Here is a 21,430-nt window from a genome sequence, read left to right on the forward strand (position 1 = left end):
TTAATCTGCTATTAGTTCTTCGATTTGCTTTTCTTCTGCTATTCTTTGTAATGCCTTTTTGTAATCAGTTGGCATTACTTTGATGAAATGTTCCTGTTCGTTTTCCCAGTCTGTCAAAAGTCTTTTTGCTAATGGACTGTTGGTGTACAACGAGTGGTTTTTTATTAAACGTCTCAACTTGATAAAATCATCTTCTTCTAATGGATCGAATGCTACCATCTCCATATTACATAAGGTTGAATCGAATTTTTTATCCTTGTCATAAACATAAGCAACACCACCGCTCATTCCCGCAGCAAAATTTCTTCCTGTTTTACCCAAAATAACAACAGTTCCTCCGGTCATATATTCGCAACCGTGATCTCCAATTCCTTCTACAACTGCTGTTGCTCCAGAATTTCTCACACAGAAACGTTCTCCGGCCATACCATTAATGTATGCTTCACCTGTAATAGCTCCATAAAGAGCAACGTTACCAATAATAATATTCTCCTCAGGTTTAAAGGTAGCCGTAGGTGGAACTTTGATAATTAGTTTCCCTCCCGAAAGTCCTTTACCTAAATAGTCATTACAGTTTCCGTGGATTTTAAATGACAATCCATTAGTAGCAAATGCTCCAAAACTTTGTCCTGCAGAACCTTCAAAATCAACTAATATAGTATCTTCTGGTAATCCTTGCGCCCCATATATTTTTGAAATTTCGTTACTTAAAATTGCACCTACAGAACGGTCTGTGTTCTTAATTTTAAAATTAACTCTTGTTTTCTCTTTTCTATAAATAGAAGGAATTGCCTCTTTAATAATTGCAAAATCCAATACGTTTTCTAATGCGTGATCTTGTGTTGTTGTATTGTGATTCGGAACTGTTTTTGCTTTCTCTGGTTTATAAAGAATCGAAGACAAATCCAATCCGTTTGCTTTATAATGCTTGATAGCTTTGTTCACATTTAATTTTTGTGATTGTCCTACCATTTCTTTTAAAGTTCTGAATCCTAATTGTGCCATAATCTCTCTTAGCTCTTCTGCAATAAAATACATGAAGTTAATTACATGCTCTGGAGTTCCTTTGAAATTTTTTCTTAATTCTGGATCCTGTGTAGCAATACCAACTGGACATGTATTTAAGTGACAAGCTCTCATCATAATACAGCCTGAAGCTACAAGTGGTGCAGTTGCAAAACCAAATTCTTCTGCTCCTAATAAAGCTGCTATAGCAACATCTCGACCTGTTTTTAATTGACCATCACACTCTAAAACAACACGACTTCTTAAATCATTTAAGATTAAAGTTTGCTGTGCTTCTGCCAAACCAAGCTCCCAAGGAATACCTGTATGTTGTAAAGATGTTAATGGTGCAGCTCCTGTTCCTCCATCATAACCTGAAATTAAAATCACATCTGCTTTTGCCTTAGCAACACCAGCAGCGATTGTTCCAACTCCAACTTCTGAAACTAATTTTACATTTACACGCGCATCACGATTGGCATTTTTTAAATCAAAGATCAATTGAGATAAATCTTCAATAGAATAAATATCATGGTGAGGTGGTGGAGAAATAAGTCCCACGTATGGAGTTGAGTTTCTTGTCTCTGCAATCCAAGGCACTACTTTTTCACCTGGTAATTGTCCTCCCTCTCCAGGTTTTGCACCTTGAGCCATTTTAATTTGAATCTCTTTGGCATTTGTCAAATAATTGATAGAAACACCAAATCTTCCTGAAGCAACTTGTTTGATAGCACTATTTCTAGAATCTCCGTTAATTTCTTTCTGGAATCGTTTTGGATCTTCTCCTCCTTCTCCTGAATTACTTTTCCCTCCAATTCTATTCATAGCAATTGCTAGGTTCTCATGTGCTTCTCTACTGATTGATCCATAAGACATTGCTCCTGTTTTGAATTTTTTCACAATCTCTGTCCAAGGTTCTACTTCATCAATAGAAATTGGATCTAGATTATTGAACTCAAACAAACCTCTAATTGTCATTAGGTTTGAGCTTTGCTCATTAACCATAGTAGAATATTCTTTATAACTTTCTGGACTGTTTAAACGAACTGCCTGTTGTAATTTAGCAATAGTCGTTGGGTTAAACATATGCTTTTCACCTGATCTTCTCCATCTGTAAATCCCTCCAATTTCTAATGGCAATAAATTGGCAATTTTTGAATTTGGAAATGCTTTTTGATATCTTTTCTTAACTTCTTTTTCTATTTCCATCAAACCAATTCCTTCTATTCGAGATGGTGTGTATGGGAAATATTTAGTAGAGAATGTTTTATTTAAACCTAAGATTTCAAAAATTTGAGCAGCTCTATAAGAATGTAATGTAGAGATACCTATTTTATTCATAATCTTAAGAATACCTTTTGCAATCGCTTTATTGTAATTAGCAATAGCATAATCTGCTTTTACTCCTGTAATAAAACCTTGTTCTACCTGATTATGAATAATTTCATTTACCATATAAGGGTTAATAGCACTAGCGCCATAACCAAATAGTAAGGCAAAATGATGTGGCTCACGAGGTTCTGCCGATTCGATTATAATTCCGAATTTTGAACGAACCTGCAAAATATTCAATGAATGGTGAACATAAGAACAAGCCAACAACATTGGTATTGGTGCTAATTCTTTGCTTACTCCTCTATCTGAAAGAATAATGATATTGTGTCCTTCATTTACTGCTTTGTAAGTTGCTTGAACACATTTTTCTAAAGCACGCTCTAAACCATTTACTCCTTTTTCTATTTTATATAAAGTAGAAATAGTCGCTGTTTTAAAATCGGCATGGTCTATATTTTTAATTTTATCTAAATCCTCTTTAGAGATAACTGGATTTTGGATTTTTAATTTTTTGCATTGTTTTGATTCAATTTCAAAAATATTAAAATCTCCTCCTACTGCTAAACTAATATCTGTGATAATCTCTTCACGAATACCATCTAAAGGCGGGTTAGTTACCTGCGCAAATAATTGTTTGAAATAATTATACAATAATTGTGGTTGCTCTGACAAAACGGCCAATGGCGTATCATTACCCATTGAGCTAATTGCTTCAGCCCCCTGAGCTCCCATTGGGTTAATTATTGTTTTTAAATCTTCGATTGTATAACCAAATAATCGTTGTCTTGTTTCAAAATCAATCTTTTCTACAGGAGTCGGATTATTAGTATATGGTACCTTTGCTAATGGCAATAAATTTTCATTTAACCATTTTTTATAAGGACGTTTAGTTACAATAGCATTTTTGATTTCGTCATCTTCAATAATACGACCTTCGTTCATATCAACCAAGAACATTTTCCCTGGCTCTAAACGACCGTGTTGTATTACATCTTCCGGATTAACATCAAGAACACCAATCTCTGATGACATGATTACAAAACCACTTTTTGTTAACGTATAACGAGAAGGACGCAATCCATTTCTATCAAGTAGAGCACCAATTACATTTCCATCTGTAAACGGAATTGAAGCTGGGCCATCCCAAGGCTCCATGATGCAAGCATTATATTCATAAAATGCTTTTTTATCTTCTGACATTGTTTGGTGTTTCTCCCAAGCTTCTGGAACAACCATCATCATTGCTTCTGGTAATGATCTTCCAGTCATTAACAGTAATTCAACCACCATATCCATAGAAGCAGAATCAGATTTTCCTTCTAAGATGATAGGAAATAATCTTTTTATATCGTCTCCGAAAATATCACTTTGCATCAATTCTTCACGAGCTCTCATTCTGCTAATGTTACCGCGTAGTGTATTGATTTCTCCATTGTGACACATATATCTAAAAGGCTGAGCCAACTCCCAAGATGGAAATGTATTGGTAGAGAAACGCTGGTGTACTAATGCCAAACGCGTCACTAAATCAGTATCTTTTAAATCGGTAAAATAACCGCTGATATCCTCTGGCATCAACAACCCTTTATATATAATAGTTGTTGTAGATAAACTAGAGAAATAAAACATATGACTTTCAGAAGTCTTAGAATTTCTGACAGCATGTTCTGCTATTTTTCTTGCTGCAAATAACTTAGCGTTAAATTGTTGTTCTGTTAGATCTTGCCCATTTTTTCCAACAAAAACCTGTTTAACGGTTGGTTCTTTTTCTGCCGCAATCTCACCTAAACTATTTACATCAACTGGGACGTCTCTCCAGCCAAGAATAGTTAGGTTTTGCTCTTTAATGTTTGTTTCGAATGCATTCATACAAAATGCAACTTGGTTTTTACTTTTAGGTAAAAAAACCATTCCTACTCCATACTCTCGTGTTTCAGGGATTTCAAAATCACAAACTTTCTTAAAAAAATCATGTGGGATATCAAATAAAATTCCAGCACCGTCTCCAGTTCTTCCATCAGAACTAACTGCACCACGATGTTCCAATTTTATTAAGATATCCAATGCTTTATGAATGATGTCGTTAGACTTAATACCATTCAAATTACAAATAAATCCTGCACCACAATTGTCGTGTTCAAATTCGGGCAGATATAGCCCTTGTTCTTTAACTTTCATTCTTGATATTTTTTTTACAAAAATAAAGATTCCATTAAACATAATTTACCAAATAAACCGTATCACTTACATTTTTATAGTAATAATAGAAAAACAATCCTAAATTATCAAAAACATTATTTAACCCACCCCGAATTGACAAAATCATAATGCGGATTTCATTTTTATAGACAAAACAGCCATTATACCTTAAAATCAGCACTATTTTATGTTAAATCTCAAACGATATAGTGTCTTTGATTTAACATTCTTTACACAATTATTTAACTCAAATTTTCAATTAATTTTAAAGAAATCGTGGAGCAAAATAAGTCTTGCTTTTTATTCCAAAAAGATTTCTTTTTAAAGTTGATTTTTGCTATTTTTGTCCCACTTTTATTCTGAAATTAATTCAGAACCAGACAAATTCTATATTATGAACATACACGAATATCAAGGAAAAGAAATTTTAGCTAGTTACGGAGTACGCATTCAACGCGGAATTGTAGCTAATAATGCGGTTGAAGCTGTAGCTGCTGCAAAACAATTAACTGCTGAGACTGGAACAGGATGGCACGTTATTAAAGCACAAATTCACGCAGGTGGACGTGGAAAAGGTGGTGGAGTTAAGTTAGCTAAAAACTTACAACAAGTTGAAGAAATAGCTGAACAAATCATCGGAATGCAATTGATTACACCTCAAACTTCTGCTGAGGGTAAAAAAGTAAATAAAATTTTAGTTGCCGAAGATGTTTACTATCCTGGTGAAAGCGAAACTTCTGAATTTTACGTTTCTGTTTTATTGAATAGAGGTACAGGTCGTAACATGATTATGTATTCTACTGAAGGTGGAATGGATATTGAAGAAGTTGCTGAGCACACACCACACTTAATCTTTACTGAAGAAGTAGATCCATCTGTAGGATTACAAGGTTTTCAAGCAAGAAGAATTGCCTTTAACTTAGGTCTTTCTGGAAATGCTTTTAAAGAAATGGTTAAATTTATTGACTCATTATACAATGCATATATTGGTTCTGATGCTTCTATGTTTGAAATCAACCCAGTATTAAAAACTTCAGATAATAAAATTTTAGCTGTTGATGCTAAAGTTAATATCGATGATAATGCACTATACAGACAACCAAAGTATGCTGAAATGCGTGATATCCGTGAGGAGAATCCAATTGAAGTTGAAGCTAAAGAAGTTGGCTTAAACTATGTAGATCTTGACGGTACTGTAGGATGCATGGTAAACGGAGCTGGATTAGCAATGGCTACTATGGATTTAATTAAGTATGCTGGTTTTGAGCCTGCAAACTTCCTTGACGTAGGTGGTACTGCTGATGCAAAACGTGTTGAGACTGCTTTCCGTATTATTTTAAAAGATCCTAATGTAAAAGCTATATTAATCAACATCTTTGGAGGAATCGTTCGTTGTGACCGTGTTGCTCAAGGAGTTGTAGATGCTTACAAAAACATGGGAGACGCTATTAAAGTGCCAATCATTGTTCGTTTACAAGGTACAAATGCTGCTATTGCAAAAGAATTAATTGATAACTCTGGAATGCCAATTTTATCAGCTGTAGAATTTCAAGAAGCTGCTGACCAAGTTAAAGCTGCACTTTCTTAATTATTTAAGAAACCAATTTTATATAAAAAATCCTAAGCATATGCTTAGGATTTTTTTTTTGCTTTAGATTCACAACTATTTCAAAATTGTCTCCAACTCTATTATTTCAAAATTAGGGTCATATTTTATAAATTCTCTTATCATTGCCGCATGACTAGCTCCTAATAAAACCACTACCTTATTATCCTTAGCATCTGTAAGCTTTTGAACTAAAGAATACATATAAAGATTTCTTCGATACCATTCTGAAACCAAATAGGAACCTACAAAATTATCATTTTTACCAGCTCTATTAGCCGTTCCAATATACCATTCGAGATCTTCTGCAATTGATTTTTTTGAATTCAAATCCAAAAGAAGCTTAGTTAAAGTATATTTAGAAATTTTTTCATTTTGTGATTTTTCATAATCCGCCATTAGCACTTCATTTCTTTTTAATAAATCCAATTGATTCGCTTCTTTCATACCAGTCAATAAACTATCATAAGGAAAATTAGTTTGATTATAATCAATCGCAAAAAGCTGTTTATGTCCTAATTTCTTAGCAGCTCTTAATGCCAATTGCACTATTTCATTGGCTTTTTCACGAAGTAAACTATCCGTGTTTTTAGCATAAAATTTATCTAGCTTATCTTGTTTCTTATAATCCCATTCTACAAAAATTTTATCTGGACCAAATTTTTTGATTTTGTCTGTAATACTCTCAAGTTCCTTCTGACTTTTATCTGTCATAACATTAAAAGTATTCACTTTAGCCACATCTAGTCCTGGGTTTTCAAAATGGAAACTTCCAATTAATAAAATTTGTTTTTTCTTAGTTTGAGCAAAAGCATTGCTGAATACAATAATAAAGGCAAATAATAAAGCGATTTTTTTCATGATGATTTGTTTTAAATTCACAACAAAAATATAAGAGCATTTCTAATGATTTTTTCTTTTTTGACAAACACCAAATTTCAGATTACAAACATTCAGAAACTGTACTTAAAAGATATTCATATACCATTTCTAACCGTTCATCCCAAAAAATAAAGGTTTTATATAAATATGATTTTCAATCAAAGTCATAGTTGTATTTTTGAAATAATAAAGCCCTCACCATGAAGCTAAAAATTCCTTTCTATTACCATATCTATCTTTTTATAGGATTATTTATAATCTTTACCTTATGGGAAATTGGCATAACCAACCAAAAATTGGAATTCGTCTTCAATAAAAACAGCTTCATGTTCAACATAGGCTATATATTAGCCATTTTCATAGTTTATCTTATTAATTTTTATACCTTTTGCAATTGGTTTTTAAATAAGCAAAAAATACTTCTCTATTTTTTAAGTATACCAATTTCATTATTGATCTTTTCTGGATTTCGCTATCTCCTACAAGAAATCATTATTTTTGAAATAATAGGAATTCATAATTACGCCGAAACAACAAGGGAAATAACATACTATATCAGAGATAATTTTTTCTTCGGATTACCAGCGGTAGTTTTAAGCACATTGAGCTTCTTATTTTGGCAATTTCAAGAAACTCAAAAACAGAATCAACAATTGCTTTTAGAAAACAAAAAAGCCGAATTTCAAATGTTAAAATCACAAGTAAGTCCACATTTCTTATTTAATACTTTAAACTCTTTTTACAGTCAATTAATAGGTAAAGATGATGAAATTGCTTCTGACATATTAATACTATCTGATTTGCTTCGTTATGTGATTACTGAAACCGATAAAGACGAGGCTTTGCTTTCAAAAGAAATTCAATTTATTAAAAACTACATTCATTTACAGCAAAAAAGATTTGAAGATCAGCTTCATTTGGATTTCTCTATAGAGGGAGATTGCAACATTGAGAAGATACTTCCATCTGTATTAATTCATTTTATAGAGAATGTATTCAAACATGGAAAACTAAACAATGCAGATGAGAAAGCTATTATTTCAATAACTATCAATAAGGAATTCCTAGAGATTACTACCTTTAATTACTTCACTGAGAGCGAAAACTATTCTTCAACTGGAATAGGTTTTAAGAACCTAACCAAGCGATTAGAATACACCTACAGTAATAAATATACTTTAAATAAAATATCAAAAAACAATACCTTTAAGACTTACTTAAAAGTACCTTTAAAAAATAGTCTATGAAATTCAAATGTATAATTGTTGATGATGAACCACCTGCAACTCGTATTTTAAAAAACTATGTTGAAAAAGTATCTTTTCTTGAAGAAATTGGAATTTTTAATGATTCATTAAAAGCTTTAGAATTTATAAATTCAAATAAAGTTGATGTGGTTTTTCTAGATATCCAAATGCCACAATTAACAGGATTACAACTTTCCAAGATTCTTTCTAAAGAAGTCAAAATTATTTTTACAACTGCTTACCCTGATTTTGCACTAGAAGGCTATGAACTAAATGCTGTTGACTATTTATTAAAACCGATTGCCTTTGAACGCTTTTATCAAGCTGTATCAAAATTAAACCCTGATTCTAAAATAGAAACCACAAACACTAATACTACATCTGAATTTGTATTTATAAAAACTGATGGTAAGAATAAATTTCAGAAATTACTTTTAAGAGATATATTATATTTAGAAAGTCTTCAAAATTACGTTTGCATCCATACTTCTAAACAACAAATTATCACACATTCTTCTTTAAAAAACATAATCGAGTCTTTACCTGAAAATGATTTTATTCAAATTCACAAATCATACGTAGTCGCTTTTAAACAAATTGAATCTACAGATAACTTTTCGGTTTTTATTAATTCTAAAGAATTACCTATTGGAGCTACGTACAAGGATGCTTTTTTTATCCAAATTGATAAAAATAAAATATAGCTTTAACATACTTTCTGTTTACTACTTTATGTAATTCCTCCTTCGTTGGAATGACAAGTTTGGGGAGAAAACTTTGTCACTATGCTTATAAAACTTAGCACCTTAGAGCCTCAGTACCTCAGAGCCTTAAAAAAACCTTTACCACTTTTTAAAAATGTGATTCCTCCTTTGTCAGAATGACAAGTTTGCGACTAAAAAAGCTCTACAACCCAGAACCCTTTGCTCCTTTGCTACTCTGAACCTTTGCCACTTTTTAAAAATGCGATTCCTCCTTCGTCGGAATGACAAGTTTGGGGAGAGAACTTTGTCACTATTCTTATAAAACTTAGCACCTTAGAGCCTCAAGAGCCTTAAAAGAACCTATACTACTCTGAACCTTTGTCACTTTTTAAAAATGCGATTCCTCCTACGTTGGAATAACAAGTTTGGGGAGAGAACTTTGTCACTATCCTTATAAAACTTAGCACCTTAGAGCCTCAGTATCTCAGAGCCTTAAAAGAACCTTTGTCTCTTTTAAAATTAACTTACTTTGTGTTAGCTTCTTTGTGCGATTCCTCCTTTGTCGGAATGACAAGTTTGGGGAGAGAACTTTGTCACTATGCTTATAAAACTTAGCACCTTAGAGCCTCAGTACCTCAGAGGCTTAAAAGAACCTTTGTCCCTTTCTAAAAAAAGTTTAAAACAAAAAAAATCCCCATCAAATTCATGATGAGGATTCTAAAGAAAGGCGACGACATACTCTCCCACATAACTGCAGTACCATCTGCGCAGGCGGGCTTAACTACTCTGTTCGGGATGGGAAGAGGTGAGCCCCGCCGCAATAACCACCTTAAGGTCGTTAGTTGCTTTGGACAACTTTTCAATCGTTTGTTATCATCTAGGATAACAACCAATCAAACAATATCTTAACATACTGAGATAAAGAAACATAAATACTATTAGAAAGTTTCTCCCCCACACCGAAGTGTGGGGAAAAGCGTACATAAGCTTACGGATTATTAGTACTACTCGACTATGACATTACTGCCTTTACATCTATAGCCTATCAACGTGGTCATCTCCCACGATCCTTAAAAGAAATCTCATCTTGTGGTGGGTTTCGCGCTTATATGCTTTCAGCGCTTATCCCTTCCAAACGTAGCTACTCTGCGGTGCTCCTGGCGGAACAACAGATACACTAGAGGTTTGTCCAATTCGGTCCTCTCGTACTAGAATCAGATCCACTCAAATTTCTTGCGCCCACAGTAGATAGAGACCGAACTGTCTCACGACGTTCTGAACCCAGCTCGCGTGCCACTTTAATGGGCGAACAGCCCAACCCTTGGGACCTTCTCCAGCCCCAGGATGTGACGAGCCGACATCGAGGTGCCAAACCCCCCCGTCGATATGAGCTCTTGGGGGAGATCAGCCTGTTATCCCCGGCGTACCTTTTATCCTTTGAGCGATGGCCCTTCCATGCGGAACCACCGGATCACTATGCTCTACTTTCGTACCTGATCGACCTGTATGTCTCTCAGTCAAGCTCCCTTATGCCATTGCACTCTACGCACGGTTACCAAGCGTACTGAGGGAACCTTTAGAAGCCTCCGTTACTCTTTTGGAGGCGACCACCCCAGTCAAACTACCCACCAAGCAATGTCCCCCGCAACGCGGGGTTAGGCCTCAGATAAACAAAGGGTTGTATTTCAACAATGACTCCACAACGCCTAGCGACGCCACTTCACAGTCTCCAACCTATCCTACACATCATTTATCCAAGGTCAATACTAAGCTATAGTAAAGGTGCACAGGGTCTTTTCGTCCCACTGCGGGTAAGCGGCATCTTCACCGCTACTACAATTTCACCGAGCTCATGGCTGAGACAGTGTCCAGATCGTTACACCATTCGTGCAGGTCGGAACTTACCCGACAAGGAATTTCGCTACCTTAGGACCGTTATAGTTACGGCCGCCGTTTACTGGGGCTTCAATTCAATGCTTCTCCGAAGATAACATCTCCTCTTAACCTTCCAGCACCGGGCAGGTGTCAGGCCCTATACTTCATCTTACGATTTTGCAGAGCCCTGTGTTTTTGATAAACAGTCGCCTGGACCTCTTCACTGCGGCCAGCATTGCTGCTGGCGACCTTTCTCCCGAAGTTACAGGTCTATTTTGCCTAATTCCTTAGCCATGAATCTCTCGAGCACCTTAGGATTCTCTCCTCGACTACCTGTGTCGGTTTGCGGTACGGGTACTTATTACCTGAAGTTTAGAGGTTTTTCTTGGAAGCCCTTAGGCGCACTATCTCTTTGACCGAAGTCTCCGAGTACTATCGTATTTCCCCAAGCCGTGTGGATTTGCCTGCACAGCTTATAGGTAGGTACTTCAACGAACTATTCCGTCAGTTCGCGGCGCTTTCATCACTCCGTCACCCCATCACAGTAATAAGTAGTACGGGAATATTAACCCGTGGTCCATCGACTGTCCCTTTCGGGTTCGCCTTAGGTCCCGACTAACCCACAGCTGATTAGCATAGCTGTGGAAACCTTAGTCTTTCGGTGTGCGGGTTTCTCGCCCGCATTATCGTTACTTATGCCTACATTTTCTTTTCTAACCAGTCCAGCATACCTTACGATACACCTTCAACCCTGTTAGAATGCTCCCCTACCACTTTGACCTAAGTCAAAATCCATAGCTTCGGTAATATGTTTATGCCCGATTATTATCCATGCTCGTCCGCTCGACTAGTGAGCTGTTACGCACTCTTTAAATGAATGGCTGCTTCCAAGCCAACATCCTAGCTGTCTGGGCAGACAAACCTCGTTCTTTCAACTTAACATATATTTGGGGACCTTAGCTGATGGTCTGGGTTCTTTCCCTCTCGGACTTGGACCTTAGCACCCAAGCCCTCACTGCTGAGAAACATTATATAGCATTCGGAGTTTGTCAGGAATTGGTAGGCGGTGAAGCCCCCGCATCCAATCAGTAGCTCTACCTCTATATAACTTTAAATTCAGCGCTGCACCTAAATGCATTTCGGGGAGTACGAGCTATTTCCGAGTTTGATTGGCCTTTCACCCCTACCCACAGGTCATCCGAAGACTTTTCAACGTCAACCGGTTCGGTCCTCCACTGTGTGTTACCACAGCTTCAACCTGCCCATGGGTAGATCACACGGTTTCGCGTCTAACACTACTGACTAAAGCGCCCTATTCAGACTCGCTTTCGCTACGGATCCGTGGCTTAACCACTTATCCTTGCCAGCAACGTTAACTCGTAGGCTCATTATGCAAAAGGCACGCCGTCACCCCACGAAAGGGCTCCGACCGCTTGTAAGCGTATGGTTTCAGGATCTATTTCACTCCGTTATTCACGGTTCTTTTCACCTTTCCCTCACGGTACTGGTTCACTATCGGTCTCTCAGGAGTATTTAGCCTTAGCGGATGGTCCCGCCAAATTCAGACAGGGTTTCACGTGCCCCGCCCTACTCAGGATACCACTATCCTTTACACTCATTACCTATACGGGACTATCACCCTCTATGGTTCTACTTTCCAGTAGATTCTAATTCTTTGTGCAAGAAATGTCGTGGTCCTACAACCCCAACATTGCCGTAACAACATTGGTTTGGGCTAATCCGCGTTCGCTCGCCACTACTTACGGAATCACTTTTGTTTTCTTCTCCTCCGCCTACTTAGATGTTTCAGTTCAGCGGGTTTGCCCACCTATCGGTGTACTATGTCTTCAACATAGTGGGTTGCCCCATTCAGGTATTTACGGATCAATTCGTGTGTGCCGATCCCCGTAACTTTTCGCAGCTTATCACGCCTTTCATCGCCTCTGAGAGCCAAGGCATCCCCCATACGCCCTTATTTTGCTTATTGTACCAGCCTTAAAATTAATTAAGACCGTTTTCTTTATTTACAGTATTACTACCGTCAATAAAAAATGCTTTCTACTTTTTATTATTTTCTTATCTCAATATGTCAATGAACTTTTTTCCTTTCGGAATAGTGGAGAATAACGGAGTCGAACCGTTGACCTCCTGCGTGCAAGGCAGGCGCTCTAGCCAGCTGAGCTAATCCCCCAATTTCAATTTTAGAATTTTGAATTCAGATTTTAAACCCTATTTCAGATTCAATTTCTTTTGGTGAATTCCAACTTCTAGAATTTCCTTTTTTTTAAGTTTAAAATAGTAGTCCCGGGCAGACTCGAACTGCCGACCCCTACATTATCAGTGTAGTACTCTAACCAGCTGAGCTACGAGACTCTGTTTTTACTTAAATTGTATTATTTGAACTAACAGCAGAGTAATATAATCTTTAGAGATGTAACAAATAGACATTTCGTCTTCTTTCCCTAGCGTGCATAAATGCTAACACTAAGGCTCTAGAAAGGAGGTGTTCCAGCCGCACCTTCCGGTACGGCTACCTTGTTACGACTTAGCCCTAGTTACCAGTTTTACCCTAGGCAGCTCCTTGCGGTCACCGACTTCAGGCACCCCCAGCTTCCATGGCTTGACGGGCGGTGTGTACAAGGCCCGGGAACGTATTCACCGGATCATGGCTGATATCCGATTACTAGCGATTCCAGCTTCACGGAGTCGAGTTGCAGACTCCGATCCGAACTGTGACCGGTTTTATAGATTCGCTCCTGGTCGCCCAGTGGCTGCTCTCTGTACCGGCCATTGTAGCACGTGTGTAGCCCAAGGCGTAAGGGCCGTGATGATTTGACGTCATCCCCACCTTCCTCACAGTTTGCACTGGCAGTCTTGTTAGAGTTCCCGACATGACTCGCTGGCAACTAACAACAGGGGTTGCGCTCGTTATAGGACTTAACCTGACACCTCACGGCACGAGCTGACGACAACCATGCAGCACCTTGTAATTTGTCTTGCGAAAAATCTGTTTCCAAATCGGTCAAACTACATTTAAGCCTTGGTAAGGTTCCTCGCGTATCATCGAATTAAACCACATGCTCCACCGCTTGTGCGGGCCCCCGTCAATTCCTTTGAGTTTCATTCTTGCGAACGTACTCCCCAGGTGGGATACTTATCACTTTCGCTTAGCCACTGAGATTGCTCCCAACAGCTAGTATCCATCGTTTACGGCGTGGACTACCAGGGTATCTAATCCTGTTCGCTACCCACGCTTTCGTCCATCAGCGTCAATCAATTAGTAGTAACCTGCCTTCGCAATTGGTATTCCATGTAATCTCTAAGCATTTCACCGCTACACTACATATTCTAGTTACTTCCTAATAATTCAAGTTTAGCAGTATCAATGGCCGTTCCACCGTTGAGCGATGGGCTTTCACCACTGACTTACTAAACCGCCTACGGACCCTTTAAACCCAATGATTCCGGATAACGCTTGGATCCTCCGTATTACCGCGGCTGCTGGCACGGAGTTAGCCGATCCTTATTCTTACAGTACCGTCAAGCTGGTTCACGAACCAGGGTTTCTTCCTGTATAAAAGCAGTTTACAATCCATAGGACCGTCATCCTGCACGCGGCATGGCTGGATCAGGCTTGCGCCCATTGTCCAATATTCCTCACTGCTGCCTCCCGTAGGAGTCTGGTCCGTGTCTCAGTACCAGTGTGGGGGATCTCCCTCTCAGGACCCCTACCCATCGTAGCCTTGGTAAGCCGTTACCTTACCAACTAGCTAATGGGACGCATGCTCATCTTTTACCGTTGTGACTTTAATAGTGACTTCATGCGAAGTTGCTATGCTATGAGGTATTAATCCAAATTTCTCTGGGCTATCCCTCTGTAAAAGGTAGATTGCATACGCGTTACGCACCCGTGCGCCGGTCTCTGCTTCCGAAGAAGCATACCCCTCGACTTGCATGTGTTAAGCCTGCCGCTAGCGTTCATCCTGAGCCAGGATCAAACTCTTCATCGTATATTTTTTATATTATATTGCGACTAATGATTCTATCGGTTATATTCAAATCTTGCGATTCTATTACTCTTTATTCTGTGTTTCGAAATCTCTTTCGAAACGGCTGTCAATTCAATATGTCTAGGAACGTGTTCTTTTTATTTGTGTCGCTTGTTTCTCAAAGCGGGTGCAAAAGTAGTGAACTTGTTTTTAACTGGCAAGACTTTTTTGAAGTTTTTTTTAAGAAATTTTTCTCTTAAAAATCATTCGTAAATCTTAGCAGTATTTCAAAGAACTCCGTGTTTTGCGGGGTGCAAATGTAACTTTCGTTTTCCAAACTCACAAGCTTTTTTTAATCTTTTTTCAGGAAAAATTTTCCGTTTGATTAAAGTCTCTTGTCAGTATTTCAGATGAACGTTTTTGTTTGTTGCGGGTGCAAAACTACCACCTTTATCTAGATAAACAATACTTTTCAATCACTATTTTTAGTTTATTTTAGCTTTAAGTCTTAACCATCTGATAACACCAACTTTACAAACTCTTTGTTTTTGTGTTTTGTGGGGTTTTTCTGTATATCGATATGATTTTAGCAAAAAAGAACCAACACTAAGCATCATTATTAAGTAGTTTTCATCAAAAAGAGCAATTTCCCAACAACAACCTACAACAAAACCTGTTTTAAACAATCTCTAAACCCAAACAGAAATAATCTCCTCCTTATATATAAGGTACAATCAGTAATCCCGATTTACTTACTAAACTCGCATAGTCTATAACAAATACCCATCCTTATAACACTACTCACTAACAACTAGACACACATATCCTCCTCCTCCCTACCACATCCTCTACAAAAGCCACTACGTTAGCCTCAATAGAAGTGAAAATCCTTTTATACTGGAGTTCGGCATAAAAGATTTGAAAGTATGATAGTAAATCTAGACAACCCCATTTTTAATATACATAGAAAAATAACCATATAGACACCTTCACAAACCACACAACCAACAAAACTATATAATCTCACCACTACAAATCAATACAGCAGAAAAAAAACTAACTCCTCTTCTATCATAATACCATAATACTTCTAGACACAACTTGCTTTATAGACATATGTCCAATAGAAAAAAAGTTAATCAATATACTTTTGTCTTTAATATAATACAATCAAAAATATTACTCCTGAACAATTACTCCTAACACAAGCAACCTAATATTTCTTAATAACGAAAATATATAGAAACAAAGAACATCCAAACCCATTTAATAGCCTAAATAAAACATTCATACCTATAATAAAACCTGCAAACATTAACATTCAAAGAAATATCATAATAAATTAAATAAAAACAAATGAAAAAGAAAAAATTCCAAAACAAAAAAAGTCTCGATATTGACATGACTGCAATGGTAGACATAGCTTTTCTATTGTTAACTTTTTTAATACTTACAGCTCAACCAAAAAAACCAGAAATCCTACCCATCGATTTACCACTAGCCAAATCCATTACCGAACTACCAAAAGAAACTGCCATTATATCTATTGGACAAGGAAAAATATTCTTCCAAATCAACAATCAAAACATAAAGAAAAGAACCCTAGAGAGAATGTCTGAAAAATACGGCGTTATACTTTCAGAAAACGAAAAGTCAAATTTTATTGAAATGGAAGAACATGGGATTCCACTTTCTCAGTTAAAACAAGTTCTAAACTTAAAACCAAGCAACAGACTGGAATTATCTCAACATAGCGGAATACCTAGTGATTCTATTAATTCCAAACCATCAGAACTCTATGACTGGATAAAAGAAGCTCATATTGCCGCAAACGAAGTAAATAATGGAAAATTAGAATTTGCAATTAAAGGTGATGCTAACGAATATTACCCAATAGCTAAAAAAGTAATGGACATATTACAAAGTCAAGACATCAATAGTTTCAACTTAATTACCAATCTAAGAAGCTCAATGTAACCTCCCCCTATCAACAATCAATCTAACACTAACCAACTTTCATAGACACAATCTTATTAGTAACTTATAATCATAAAAAACAAAAATCATTTCTTTGACAAAATACCTACAGAAATAATCACACATTATAAACTTTGACCATACATTTTATTAGATTAATATTATATTTGCATTCATAAAATTATAAACAATGATTAAGATTACTTTACCCGATGGGTCAGTTAGAGAGTTCGCTTCTGGCGTAACTCCTATGGAGGTTGCGAAAAGCATTAGTGAAGGATTTGCCCGAAATGTGATTTCGGCTTCTTTTAATGGTACAACTATTGAAACCGAAACTCCACTGACGACCGATGGTAGTCTTATCCTATATACTTGGAATGATGCAGAAGGCAAAAAAGCTTTTTGGCATTCGACTTCTCACGTAATGGCTCAAGCCCTTGAAGAGCTTTTCCCTGGAATTAAACTAACTCTAGGACCTGCAATTTCAAATGGTTTTTATTATGATGTTGATTTTGGAGACCAAAAGATAACTGATGCTGATTTTAAAAAGATCGAAGATCGCGTTCTTGAAATTTCTAGAGGGAAACACGAATTTAAAATGCGTCCTGTAAGTAAAGCTGAAGCTTTGGAACTATACAAGGACAATGTTTACAAAACGGAATTAATCTCTAATCTTGAAGACGGAACTATCACTTTCTGTGATCATGCTACTTTTACTGATTTATGTCGTGGTGGTCATATTCCTAATACTGGAATTATCAAAGCGATGAAAGTCATGAGTGTTGCTGGTGCTTATTGGAGAGGTGATGAAAAGAACAAACAATTAACTCGTGTTTACGGAACTTCTTTCCCTAAACAAAAAGACTTAACTGAATATCTTGAACTTCTTGAAGAGGCTAAACGTCGTGATCACCGTAAACTTGGTAAAGAACTTGAATTATTTGCTTTCTCTCAGAAAGTTGGTCAAGGATTACCTTTATGGCTACCTAAGGGTGCCGCTTTGCGTGATAGACTAGAACAATTCTTGAAAAAAGCTCAAAAGAAAGCAGGTTACGAACAAGTTGTAACTCCTCATATTGGTCAAAAAGAACTATATGTAACTTCTGGCCACTATGCTAAATATGGTGCTGACAGTTTTCAACCTATTCATACTCCTGCTGAAGGAGAAGAGTTTCTATTGAAACCTATGAACTGCCCTCATCACTGTGAAATTTACAATGTAAGACCTTGGTCATATAAAGATTTACCTAAGCGCTATGCTGAATTTGGTACTGTTTACAGATACGAACAAAGTGGTGAACTACATGGTTTGACTCGTGTACGTGGCTTTACTCAGGATGATGCTCATATTTTCTGTACTCCAGAACAATTAGACGAAGAATTCAAAAAAGTAATTGACTTGGTTCTTTACGTATTTGGTTCTTTAGGCTTTGAAAACTTTACTGCTCAAATTTCTTTACGTGATAAAGAAAATAGAGATAAGTATATTGGTAGTGATGAAAACTGGGAAAAAGCAGAAAATGCTATTATCAATGCAGCAGCTGATAAAGGCTTAAATACTGTGGTTGAATATGGTGAAGCGGCTTTTTATGGTCCAAAACTTGATTTCATGGTAAAAGACGCCTTAGGAAGACAATGGCAATTAGGAACCATCCAAGTTGATTACAACTTACCTGAGCGTTTTGAACTTACTTACAAAGGAGCTGACAATGAATTACATAGACCTGTAATGATTCACCGTGCCCCTTTTGGTTCAATGGAACGCTTCATTGCAATTCTACTAGAACATACTGCAGGAAATTTCCCACTCTGGTTAATGCCTGAACAGGCTATAATCTTGTCTTTGAGCGAGAAATATGAAATATATGCTAAAAAAGTTTTAGATTTGCTAGAAAATCACGAAATTCGCGCCCTAATTGACAACAGAAGTGAGACCATAGGTAAGAAAATTAGAGATGCAGAAATGCAAAAACTACCGTTTATGCTGATTGTAGGTGAGGAAGAGGAGAAAAATGGTACAATTTCTATTCGCCGTCATGGTCAAGAAGGTAAAGGAAACATCACAGTTACAATTGAAGAATTTGTCGCAATTGTAGACGAAGAAATAAAAAAGACATTAAAAGTATTTACAGTTTAACTTAAATTATAAAGTCATAGCAATAAGAAGCAACAGAGGTTACCAACCTCGCGTAGAAAAAAAAGATGCACACAGAATAAACAACCTTATTCGTGTTCCTGAAGTACGCCTTGTAGGCGAAAACATTGAGCCAGGCGTTTATAAAATAGCCGAAGCTCTAAGATTAGCTGATCAATTTGAATTAGATCTAGTTGAGATTTCGCCAAACGCAGAGCCACCGGTTTGTAAAATCATGGATTACAAGAAATTTGTTTACGAACAAAAGAAACGTGATAAAGTCCTGAAAGCAAAATCGACTCAAGTTGTAGTGAAAGAAATTCGCTTTGGTCCTCAGACTGATGAGCATGATTATGAGTTTAAGAGAAAGAACGCTGAAAAATTCCTTAAAGAGGGTGCTAAATTAAAAGCATTTGTATTCTTTAAAGGACGTTCTATCATCTATAAAGATCAAGGTCAAATTTTACTATTGAGATTAGCTACTGATCTTGAAGAATATGGTAAAGTAGAAGCAATGCCTGTTCTTGAAGGAAAGAGAATGATTATGTTCATTGCTCCGAAGAAGAAGAAATAGTTTTCAGTCACAGAGTAGCAAGTCTCGGTTATGAACTTGAAGCTTAAAATTTGGAACAAAAAAATAAGTAAGTAAGAATAAATTAAAACACTAGGAAAAATGCCTAAAATGAAAACAAAATCTAGCGCCAAGAAACGTTTCAAAGTTACTGGTTCTGGAAAGATTAAAAGAAAGCATGCTTTTAAAAGTCACATCTTGACTAAAAAATCTAAAAAACGTAAATTAGCTTTGACACACTCAGCGTTAGTTCACTCAACAGATATGAAAAGCATCAAACAACAATTAAGAATTATCTAATAATTCTTTAGGTTAAAACATTTAAAAATAACCTTGGAGTTTGGCCAATAAGTTCCCTTGATTAAATTCGGGACGCCAGCTACAAAAACACATAAAAATTATGCCAAGATCAGTAAATTCAGTTGCTAAAAGAGCAAGAAGAAAAAAGATAATGAAGCAAGCCAAAGGTTTCTTTGGTAGACGTAAAAACGTTTGGACAGTTGCTAAAAATGCGGTAGAGAAAGCAATGTGCTACGCTTACCGTGATAGAAAAGTGAATAAAAGAAATTTCCGTGCATTATGGATTCAACGTATCAACGCTGGAGCTAGATTGGAAGGAATGTCTTATTCTCAATTCATGGGGAAAGTAAAAGCTAACGGAATCGAATTGAACCGTAAAGTTCTTGCAGATTTAGCTATGAATCACCCTGAAGCTTTCAAAGCAGTACTTAATAAAGTAAAATAAACGTTTTATAAACTCAATTTATATTACTTACTTATATAAAAACCCAATCTTTCGATTGGGTTTTTTGTTTTAAATATGTGAACAGAAAAACTTCTTCTATCCTAACTATTTATCCTTAGCAATTTTGGCAACAAAAGAAGAGATTTCTTTTGTACCTGTATCTTCTTTAACCACATAAATCCCTAATACATTATTTTTGTATACCGTATTAGCACTTGTTACGCTTGAACCTGGGAACTCTATATCGATCCAATTCGCTTCTCCAAATGTCCCATCTGAATTTCGACTAACAGAAACAAATGACGCACCATTTCCATCTCCTTTCAAAGTTATCCAATCGGCAGGCATATTATATCCATTATCTTTGGAAACTGTAATTCCTTCAAAATGCGTAATTATTGACAAAGCTGTTTCATTTTTATAACTAAATGATTTTAAATTACTGATACTTTTATTTTTAGCATTATAATCTACAAGAAAAGCTTGGCTTATCTTACCTAATTTAAGACTTGAATAACCTCCTGCTAATGTATAACTATCTCCTCCATTATGCCAGATACCATACAAAGTATTGGTTACTGAATCTGGTAACTTAAAATCTGTATACTCTTTGGTTGCAATATTATATAAAAATGCATATCCATTTTTGTCATTCTCTATATCATAATTTCCAACCGCAATTCCTCCCATAATACTATGAACAAAAACATTATTTGTATTTCCATTATTAGGCGATACTCGTATCCAGGTTCCTGAACCATCTAAAGGACCTTCGTAATAAAATCCAAGATTTCCACTTGGCAATCCTCCTGTACTTGACGATATTTTATATGAACCAACAATTTGTATGGCTCCATTTGGCCCATTATTAGGCCCATAACATGAAGTATTAGTAACAACCTCTGATGCTGTACTCGGGAAATTGACAACATGCCATTTTCCGCTACTACCATTTCCAATTAACTTTCCTTCATAAACTAATCCTTGAACAATATTGTTTTGCCCAAGTAAACTAGCTGTGATGTATACATTCTCGGAATCTGAAACTTCTCTAATTCCTTGTATAGTAGTTTGACCTGCTGGATTATTAAAATCCATATAACTGACTGTATTAACTTCGAGATTTAAATTCTGTGACATAATGTGTAGGTTTATAATATT

At 36.4% G+C, this 21,430-nt stretch carries 11 protein-coding genes, 2 tRNA genes and 3 rRNA genes; 8 read left to right on the forward strand and 8 right to left on the reverse strand.

Annotated elements, in window-relative coordinates:
- The gene (gene gltB, locus LNQ49_RS07465; RefSeq protein WP_229988047.1) at positions 1–4,518 is read right to left on the reverse strand and encodes a glutamate synthase large subunit; all 4,518 of its coding nucleotides are present in this window, start codon (positions 4,516–4,518) and stop codon (positions 1–3) included.
- Between the two features lie 415 nt (positions 4,519–4,933).
- On the opposite strand from gltB, the gene sucC reads away from it, so the two are divergent.
- On the forward strand, positions 4,934–6,127 hold the full coding sequence (sucC, locus tag LNQ49_RS07470; protein ID WP_129539508.1) for an ADP-forming succinate--CoA ligase subunit beta: 1,194 nt from the start codon (positions 4,934–4,936) through the stop codon (positions 6,125–6,127).
- A gap of 75 nt (positions 6,128–6,202) precedes the next feature.
- Here sucC and LNQ49_RS07475 read toward each other — a convergent pair whose 3' ends face one another.
- The gene (locus LNQ49_RS07475; protein ID WP_229988048.1) at positions 6,203–7,006 is read right to left on the reverse strand and encodes a DUF5694 domain-containing protein; all 804 of its coding nucleotides are present in this window, start codon (positions 7,004–7,006) and stop codon (positions 6,203–6,205) included.
- 221 nt (positions 7,007–7,227) lie between these two features.
- Here LNQ49_RS07475 and LNQ49_RS07480 point away from each other — a divergent pair, with 221 nt between their 5' ends.
- Together LNQ49_RS07480 and LNQ49_RS07485 are read left to right on the forward strand one after the other, a co-directional pair.
- On the forward strand, positions 7,228–8,274 hold the full coding sequence (locus tag LNQ49_RS07480) for a sensor histidine kinase (protein ID WP_229988049.1): 1,047 nt from the start codon (positions 7,228–7,230) through the stop codon (positions 8,272–8,274).
- The gene (locus LNQ49_RS07485; protein WP_229988050.1) at positions 8,271–8,978 is read left to right on the forward strand and encodes a LytR/AlgR family response regulator transcription factor; all 708 of its coding nucleotides are present in this window, start codon (positions 8,271–8,273) and stop codon (positions 8,976–8,978) included. Before LNQ49_RS07480 ends, LNQ49_RS07485 begins: the two co-directional genes overlap by 4 nt.
- Positions 8,979–9,700: 722 nt before the next feature.
- On the opposite strand, the gene rrf is transcribed toward LNQ49_RS07485, so the two are convergent.
- From rrf to LNQ49_RS07510, 5 genes are all read right to left on the reverse strand, one after another.
- Positions 9,701–9,810: ribosomal RNA gene (gene rrf / locus LNQ49_RS07490) — 5S ribosomal RNA — on the reverse strand.
- 146 nt (positions 9,811–9,956) lie between these two features.
- A 23S ribosomal RNA gene (locus LNQ49_RS07495) occupies positions 9,957–12,840 on the reverse strand.
- A gap of 130 nt (positions 12,841–12,970) precedes the next feature.
- Positions 12,971–13,044, reverse strand: a tRNA-Ala gene (locus tag LNQ49_RS07500).
- Between the two features lie 108 nt (positions 13,045–13,152).
- A tRNA-Ile gene (locus LNQ49_RS07505) sits at positions 13,153–13,226 on the reverse strand.
- Between the two features lie 123 nt (positions 13,227–13,349).
- Positions 13,350–14,863, reverse strand: a 16S ribosomal RNA gene (locus LNQ49_RS07510).
- Together the 16S, 23S and 5S rRNA genes with 2 tRNA genes alongside form the textbook arrangement of a ribosomal RNA operon.
- Before the next feature lie 1,335 nt (positions 14,864–16,198).
- Between LNQ49_RS07510 and LNQ49_RS07515 the strand changes: the two genes are divergently transcribed.
- The 5 genes from LNQ49_RS07515 (at position 16,199) to rplT (ending at position 20,269) form a co-directional block, all read left to right on the forward strand.
- Positions 16,199–16,819, forward strand: a complete 621-nt coding sequence (locus tag LNQ49_RS07515; protein WP_229988051.1) for a biopolymer transporter ExbD — start codon at positions 16,199–16,201, stop codon at positions 16,817–16,819.
- A gap of 190 nt (positions 16,820–17,009) precedes the next feature.
- The gene (thrS, locus tag LNQ49_RS07520; RefSeq protein ID WP_229988052.1) at positions 17,010–18,956 is read left to right on the forward strand and encodes a threonine--tRNA ligase; all 1,947 of its coding nucleotides are present in this window, start codon (positions 17,010–17,012) and stop codon (positions 18,954–18,956) included.
- A 16-nt stretch (positions 18,957–18,972) separates the two neighbouring features.
- A complete protein-coding gene (gene infC, locus LNQ49_RS07525) occupies positions 18,973–19,527 on the forward strand; it encodes a translation initiation factor IF-3 (RefSeq protein WP_379690543.1) in 555 nt (184 codons plus the stop codon).
- A 99-nt stretch (positions 19,528–19,626) separates the two neighbouring features.
- Entirely contained in the window at positions 19,627–19,824 is a 198-nt protein-coding gene (rpmI, locus tag LNQ49_RS07530; RefSeq protein ID WP_007810722.1) for a 50S ribosomal protein L35, read from the forward strand.
- A 100-nt stretch (positions 19,825–19,924) separates the two neighbouring features.
- Complete coding sequence (gene rplT / locus LNQ49_RS07535; protein WP_035633036.1) at positions 19,925–20,269, forward strand: 50S ribosomal protein L20; 345 nt, start codon at positions 19,925–19,927, stop codon at positions 20,267–20,269.
- A 105-nt stretch (positions 20,270–20,374) separates the two neighbouring features.
- Here the strand turns inward: rplT and LNQ49_RS07540 are convergent, their stop codons facing one another.
- On the reverse strand, positions 20,375–21,409 hold the full coding sequence (locus LNQ49_RS07540; protein ID WP_229988053.1) for a hypothetical protein: 1,035 nt from the start codon (positions 21,407–21,409) through the stop codon (positions 20,375–20,377).
- Between the last annotated feature and the right edge of the window lie 21 nt (positions 21,410–21,430).

The organism is Flavobacterium pisciphilum (assembly GCF_020905345.1).
GTDB lineage: Bacteria > Bacteroidota > Bacteroidia > Flavobacteriales > Flavobacteriaceae > Flavobacterium > Flavobacterium pisciphilum.